Raw genomic sequence first — 6,906 nt, forward strand, 5'->3', positions numbered from 1 at the left:
GCATTGACTATCAAGCACACTGTTGAGTTCTCAAACAACCGACGCACACCGTCAGACCTGCGACCTTTTTCCGTTCGCATCCCTGTCCGGGGCAGTTCCTCAAACTTACCAGGCCCTTTCGGACTTTTCCAAATCCCCGCCCGGCCCGAGAGCCGGCGAGAATTCTTCGAGAACCCGAAAGAATTCTGATCCCATTTTTCGCCGACCAACCCCGATTCGAAAACCAAGGCGATCCGCAGAGGAAGGGAAACCATCCGAGAGAACCGCGGCCTGACCGCGTCATCCTCGTTCGGAGGCAACCTCTATAACTTACCCTACCACGCTCCCCGGCGCAAGCATCCTGTTCAGGATCCATACCTCGGGGTGCCTGTCCGGCAAGCCCACCCTCGTTCTAGAGCGCACGAAGCCCTCTGAAGTCTTGAGATGGTTTCCGCCCCGGGACCGGCCAGTCACGCTCTCCGCGCTCCTGTCCGTCTCTCCCTGTCGGGCGAACAACGAGAACGTTACGTCAGCCCGCAGGGTCCGTCAAAGCCACGCCGCGTGACAGCCGACACAGAAGCGCTGTTCACCTGGTGTTTTTCCAAGAAGCCCTCAGGTCTGGCCGCGCCGGAGCCATGTCAGACGAGCCCAGCGGCCTCCGCCGGCGGCCCGTTGGCCGTGCGTAGACCAAGAACTCACTCGGTCAGCCATGTCTGCGTAATCTTTGGTCCAGATTTCGCCATCCGCCGCGGAGCGACGTTCCACGGCCGGCCGCGCCACCCGGCAAGGAGCGGCAGAAGCAGGCCTAGCCCAGGCGGAGCCCGAGCAGCTCCTGGAGCTCCCCGTGCGTGACCCCGTAGGTCTCGACCACGCCCGCACCGCCGTCCGCCGCGAGCGCCGGGCCGACATCGATCACGGCGACGTCGCTGTAGATCCGCGACACGCAGCCGACACCGGTGAGCGGCAGCGTGCACTCCTGGACCAGCTTGGGCTGACCGTCCTTGGTCAGGAGCGTCATCATGACGACGCTCCGCCGGGCGCCGACCGCGAGGTCCATGGCCCCTCCGACGGCGGGCACTGCCCCGGGCCGGCCTGTGGACCAGTTGGCGAGGTCGCCCGCCGTCGACACCTGGAAGGCGCCCAGCACGCACACGTCGATGTGGCCGCCGCGCATCATGGCGAACGAGTCCGCCTGGTGGAAGTAGGAGGCTCCCGCGAGCTCGGTCACCGGCACCTTGCCCGCGTTGATCAGCTCGGGGTCGACGTCGGCCTGCTCCGGGGCCGGGCCCATGCCGAGCAGGCCGTTCTCCGTGTGCAGTGTGATGCCCGAGCCCGGTGGCAGGTGGTCGGCCACGAGCGTGGGCAGACCGATGCCCAGGTTCACGTAGGAACCCGGCTCGATGTCCGCCGCCACCCTGGCGGCCAGCTGCGCCTTGGACAGGGGGGACCCGCTCCGCGGGCCCGGGGGCACCGTCTCGGCGCTCATGAGGCCGGACCCTGCGCCGAGGCCTGCGTCCCGGGCTGCGTACCCGCCAACACGGTCACGCTGTCGATCGCCACGACGGTGTCGACGTAGATGCCCGGGGTCACCACCGTCTCCGGGTCGATCGAACCGGTCGGCACGACCTCCCTGACCTGAGCGACCGTCCGCCGCGCGGCCGTCGCCATCACCGGTCCGAAGTTCCGGGCCGTGCGCCGGTAGACGAGGTTGCCGACGCCGTCGGCCCGGAAGGCCTTGACCAGGGCGACGTCGGCGGGAAGGGGTGACTCGAAGACCATCGGGACGCCGTCGACCACGCGGGTCTCCTTGCCCTCCGCGAGGGGTGTGCCGAAGCCGGTCGGGGTGAAGAAGCCACCCAGGCCGGCGCCGGCCGCGCGGATCCGCTCGGCCAGGTTGCCCTGGGGCACCAGCTCCAGCTCGATCTCGCCGGCGCGGTACGCGGCGTCGAAGTGCCAGGAGTCCACCTGGCGGGGGAACGAGCAGACGATCTTGCGCACCCGGCGCTCGAGGATCAGCCGGGCCAGCGCGTCCTCGCCGTTGCCCGCGTTGTTGGAGACGACGACGAGGTCGCCGGCCCCCTGTTCCAGGAGCGCCTCGATCAGCTCGACCGGCTGCCCCGCCGGCCCGAAACCGCCGATCATCACGGTCGATCCGTCGGCGACGTCGCCCAGTGCCTCCCCGGCCGTGCTCGCGACCTGGACGGTCATGCGGCGGCCCGCGGGTTCTCCAGGACGACGGCCACGCCCTGCCCGACGCCGATGCAGATCGCTGCCACGCCCCAGCGCTGGTCCTCGGCGAGCAGCCGGCGCGCGAGCGTGCCCAGGATCCGGGTGCCGGAGGCGCCGAGCGGATGCCCGAGCGCCGTCGCGCCGCCCCACGTGTTCACGATCTCCGGGTCCACGTCCCACGCATCGAGGCAGACGAGCGACTGCGCGGCGAACGCCTCGTTGAGCTCCACGGCGCCGACGTCGGACCAGCCGATGCCGCTCCTCGCGAGCGCGCGATCCGCTGCCTCCACCGGGGCGTATCCGAAGTACTGCGGCTCGTTGGCGACCGAGGCGCGGCCCGCGATCCGGGCCAGTGGCTCCAGACCGGTCAGGTTCGCCGCGTCCGCCGAGCCGATCAGAGCGGCGCTGGCGCCGTCCGTCAGCGGGGAGGCGTTGCCCGCGGTGATGGTGCCGCCGTCCGCCCGGAAGGAGGGTTTCAGCGCCGCGAGCTTCTCCAGGGTGCCGTCCGGGCGCACCGGCTCGTCCCGGACGAGCTCCGTACCGGGGAACGCGGTGACCAGGTCGGCATAGCGCCCTGCCTCCCAGGCCTCGTGTGCGAGGCGGTGGCTGCGCAGGGCGAACTCGTCCTGCCGCTCGCGGGTGACGCCGTACTTCTCGCGGAGCCGTTCCGTGGCCTCGCCGAGGGACACCGTCCAGTCCGGCCGCATCCGCTCGTTCACCAGACGCCAGCCCAGCGTCGTGGAGACCAGCTCGGCGCCGCCCGCCGGGTAGGCGCGATCCGGCTTGGGCAGGACCCACGGCGCGCGGCTCATGGACTCGACGCCGCCGGCCACGACGACGTCGGCGTCGCCCGTCTCCACGGCACGTGCCGCCTGGACCACGGCGTCCAGCGACGAACCGCAGAGGCGGTTGACCGTCACGCCCGGGACCGACAGCGGCAGCCCGGCCAGCAGCACAGCCATGCGCGCCACGTTGCGGTTCTCCTCGCCGGCTCCGTTCGCGTTCCCGAGGATCACGTCGTCGATCCGGGCCGGGTCCAGACCGGGGGCCCGGCGTACCTGCTCGCCGACCACGAAGGCCGCAAGATCGTCCGGCCGTACCCCAGCGAGCGCGCCGCCGTACCGGCCGAAGGGTGTGCGCACCGCGTCGTAGACGAATGCCGAGCTCATTGATTCACACCTCTGCACGTTCGCAGTGCGCACACAAGTTCCGTATGCGTACGCCCACGATACCGCAGGGCTCAACCGCGGGTGCGGGCCAGATCCGCCTCGATCTCGGCGGCCGCACGCAGCAGGGCCGGCAGGAACTCGGCGACGAGCTCCTCGACCGCGCCGCGGCGCACCGGGGCGGACACGTTCACCGCGCCGACCACGCGTCCTGTCCGGTCCCGCAGGGGAGCGGCCAGGGACCTCAGCCCCTCCTCCAGCTCCTGGTCGACGAGCGCCCAGCCCTGGTCGCGCACCAGGTCCAGCTCCGCGCGCAGCAGCTCGACGTCGACGATCGTGCGGGGCGTGAGCGGCGCCAGAGCCACGGTGCCCAGGAAGCCGTCGCGGTCACGGCTGGGCAGGTGGGCCAGGACCGCACGCCCCATCGAGGTGGCGTACGCCGGGAACCGCGTACCCACCTGGATCGCCGCGGACATGATGCGATGCGTGGCGACCCGCGCCACGTAGACGATCTCGGCGCCGTCCAGCACGGCGACGGACGACGACTCGCCGACGTCCTCCGCGAGCCGTTCCAGGTGCGGCTGTGCCACCTCGGGCAGCGACAGGCTGGACAGGTAGGCGTACCCGAGCTCGAGCACCTGGGGGCGCAGCGCGAACACGCGCCCGTCGGTCACGACGTAGCCGAGCTCCACCAGCGTGTGCAGGAAGCGGCGCGCCGACGCCCGGCTGAGGTCGGCCGCGCGGGCCACCTCGCTCAGCGTCATCCGGGCGCGGTCCGGGCCGAACGCACGGATCACCGACAGCCCGCGCTCGAGGGACTGCACGAACTCACCGGACCGGGTGCCGGGGTCCTGCACGATGTCGCTCATCCGGATTCCTCCATGCCGTCGGCGCGTCTGCTTCGCATCCTGGCCGAGCATCCGGTTGGCCGCACCAGGTCGCTCCCGTCGGCCGGGGGCCACGCCTTTGGCAGCACGCCCGCCCGGGCCTCCCTGGTCCGACGTCGGAGCGCACCGTTGAGCCCCGGCGCCCGCGGCCCTGGTCGTTCTCCGAACGGGTGTGCCGCACGCGAAGGTAGCGATCGCGCGGAGGCCCGGTCAATGGTTCGGCGGCCCGGCAAGCAACCGTGACCGGATCGCGACGTGACGTCGGCGCGGCCCCGGGGCCTCTCTGACGGGGAGCCCGACGGGGAACGACGTCGCCTCTGTCGTCGGCGGGCTGGCAACGAAGAGGCCCCGGTCAGCGTTTCCGCTGGCCGGGGCCTCGTTCCTGCTGTGCGCCCGAAGGGATTCGAACCCCCAACCTTCTGATCCGTAGTCAGATGCTCTATCCGTTGAGCTACGGGCGCTGGTCGTACTACCTGCTGTCTGTCTGCCGTTCACACGGCCGACCGACGAGAACATTACAGCCTGTTCGGCGCGGACCCAAACTCAAATCCGTGCTTCCCGGGGAGAACTCCGTCACAACCGTCCGGAAGTCCGGCGCCTCCCACAGAAAAGGCCCCGGGCGTCACGCGCGGCCGGGACCTTCCTGGCGGAGACGGAGGGATTTGAACCCTCGAACGGGTTGCCCCGTTACCACCTTAGCAGGGTGGCGCACTAGACCTGACTATGCGACGTCTCCTCGCGACAGCCTCCACCCAGGCAGGGCGGTGCCGCGCGGCCCAGGCTACCTGGCGTACGGCAGCCTGAGCAAAGCGGGGCGGACGGCGGGCCGCCCGACCACGTCGCAGCCGCACGTTCTCGCCATTTTTCCGTTCCGAAGCAGGTGGGCGCGGGCTGCCGGTGAGGCGCCCTCGGCACCGTCCGGCGCATCGCGGCAGCGTATTTCACACGGCGTCAATAGGCTGTACATTCGCGGTCATGGACTACGACGTCTTGGTGATCGGCTCAGGCTTCGGCGGCAGCGTCGCGGCCCTCCGGCTGACGGAGAAGGGCTACCGGGTGGGCGTGCTCGAGGCGGGCCGCCGCTTCGCTGACCACGAGTTCGCCAAGAATTCCTGGCACCTCAAGCAGTTCCTCTGGGCGCCCGCGCTCGGCTGCTACGGGATCCAGCGGGTCCGGCTGTTGCGCAACGTCCTGTGCCTCACGGGCGCCGGCGTGGGTGGCGGGTCGCTCGTCTACGCGAACACCCTGTACCGCCCTCTGGACCCGTTCTACGCGGACCCCGCCTGGTCACGCATCACCGACTGGAAGAGCGAGCTCGCGCCGTACTACGACCAGGCGGAGCGCATGCTCGGTGTCGTCCAGTACCACGGGCACTCGCCCGCGGACGACGTCATCCGGTCCGTCGCGGACGACATGGGGGTGGGTGACACCTTCCGGCCCACCCGGGTGGGCGTCTACTTCGGCCCCGGCGGCGCGGAGTCGCCGTCGCCGGGCTGCCGGGCCGCCGACCCGTTCTTCGGCGGGGCCGGGCCGGAGCGGACGGGCTGCATCGAGTGCGGCGAGTGCATGACGGGCTGCCGGCACGGCGCCAAGAACACGCTGGTCAAGAACTACCTCTACCTGGCGGAGAGGGCGGGCGCCGTGGTGCACCCGCTGACCACCGCCGACGTCGTGCGGCCACGGAGCGAGGCGGTGGACGGCGGTTACGAGATCCGCACCCACCGCACGGGCCGGAAGCTCGGCGGCCGCCGGACGTTCACCGCCCGGCAGGTCGTGTTCGCCGCCGGCACGCTCGGCACACAGCGCCTGTTGCACGCCATGAAGGACTCCGGCACGCTGCCCCGCCTGTCGGACCGGCTCGGGCACCTCACGCGGACCAACTCCGAGGCGCTGCTCGGCGCGATGACGCACAGGGTCGGCTCGACCGACTACTCGCGCGGGCTCGCGATCACGTCCTCGTTCTACCCGAACGAGAGCACGCACATCGAGCCCGTGCGCTACGGCCATGGCTCCAACGTGATGGCGGCGCTGCAGCACATCCTGGTCGACGGCGGGCCGTTCCGGTTCCTCCGCTGGTTCGCCGAGATGGGCAAGAACCTCAAGTGGCTGCCGGTGCTGATGGACTGGCGCCGCTGGTCGGAGCGGACGGTCATCGCGCTGGTCATGCAGGCCCACGACAACTCACTGACCACGGTGACCCGCCGCTCCCCCTTCGGCCGGTTCATGACGTCGCGACAGGGCACCGGTGCGCCCAACCCGAGCTGGATCCCCGAGGGCCACGAGGCCGTGCGCCGCATGGCCGACACGATGGGCGACGACGGCGTCGAGGGCATCGCGGGGGGCACGATCGGCGACCCGTTCAACATCCCCCTGACGGCGCACATCCTGGGCGGCTGCGCGATCGGCTCCGCGGCGGACGACGGCGTGGTGGACCCGTACCTGCGGGTCTTCGGGCACAAGGGACTGCACGTCATGGACGGCTCGGCCGTGACCGCGAACCTCGGGGTGAACCCGTCGCTGACGATCACGGCCCAGGCCGAGCGGGCCTGCGCGCTGTGGCCCAACGCGGACGAGCAGGACGGGCGGCCCGCCCTCGGGTCGGCCTACCGGCCGGTCGAGCCGGTGCGGCCGGTCGCCCCGGTCGT

General features: G+C 71.0%; 5 protein-coding genes and 2 tRNA genes. 1 reads left to right on the forward strand and 6 read right to left on the reverse strand.

What is annotated here, in order from left to right; all coding sequences use genetic code 11:
* Positions 1-784: 784 nt before the first annotated feature.
* The 6 genes from PROKR_RS00725 to PROKR_RS00750 all read right to left on the reverse strand — a co-directional run bounded on the left by PROKR_RS00725 (position 785) and on the right by PROKR_RS00750 (position 4,997).
* Positions 785-1,465, reverse strand: coding sequence for a 3-oxoacid CoA-transferase subunit B (locus PROKR_RS00725; RefSeq protein WP_051432560.1), 681 nt, complete (start codon positions 1,463-1,465; stop codon positions 785-787).
* Positions 1,462-2,187: a 3-oxoacid CoA-transferase subunit A gene (locus tag PROKR_RS00730; RefSeq protein ID WP_036958863.1), complete on the reverse strand. Its 726-nt coding sequence runs from the start codon at positions 2,185-2,187 to the stop codon at positions 1,462-1,464. Before PROKR_RS00730 ends, PROKR_RS00725 begins: the two co-directional genes overlap by 4 nt.
* Positions 2,184-3,377, reverse strand: a complete 1,194-nt coding sequence (locus PROKR_RS00735; RefSeq protein ID WP_036958864.1) for a thiolase family protein — start codon at positions 3,375-3,377, stop codon at positions 2,184-2,186. Before PROKR_RS00735 ends, PROKR_RS00730 begins: the two co-directional genes overlap by 4 nt.
* 71 nt (positions 3,378-3,448) lie before the next feature.
* A complete protein-coding gene (locus PROKR_RS00740; protein WP_051432561.1) occupies positions 3,449-4,243 on the reverse strand; it encodes an IclR family transcriptional regulator domain-containing protein in 795 nt (264 codons plus the stop codon).
* Between the two features lie 406 nt (positions 4,244-4,649).
* Positions 4,650-4,722: transfer RNA gene (locus PROKR_RS00745), tRNA-Arg, on the reverse strand.
* Between the two features lie 183 nt (positions 4,723-4,905).
* Positions 4,906-4,997: transfer RNA gene (locus PROKR_RS00750), tRNA-Ser, on the reverse strand.
* Positions 4,998-5,236: 239 nt separating this feature from the next.
* Here PROKR_RS00750 and PROKR_RS00755 point away from each other — a divergent pair.
* On the forward strand, positions 5,237-6,906 hold a 1,670-nt coding region (locus PROKR_RS00755; RefSeq protein WP_036958883.1), incomplete at its 3' end, for a GMC oxidoreductase.

The organism is Promicromonospora kroppenstedtii DSM 19349 (genome assembly GCF_000515355.1).
Lineage (GTDB): Bacteria > Actinomycetota > Actinomycetes > Actinomycetales > Cellulomonadaceae > Promicromonospora > Promicromonospora kroppenstedtii.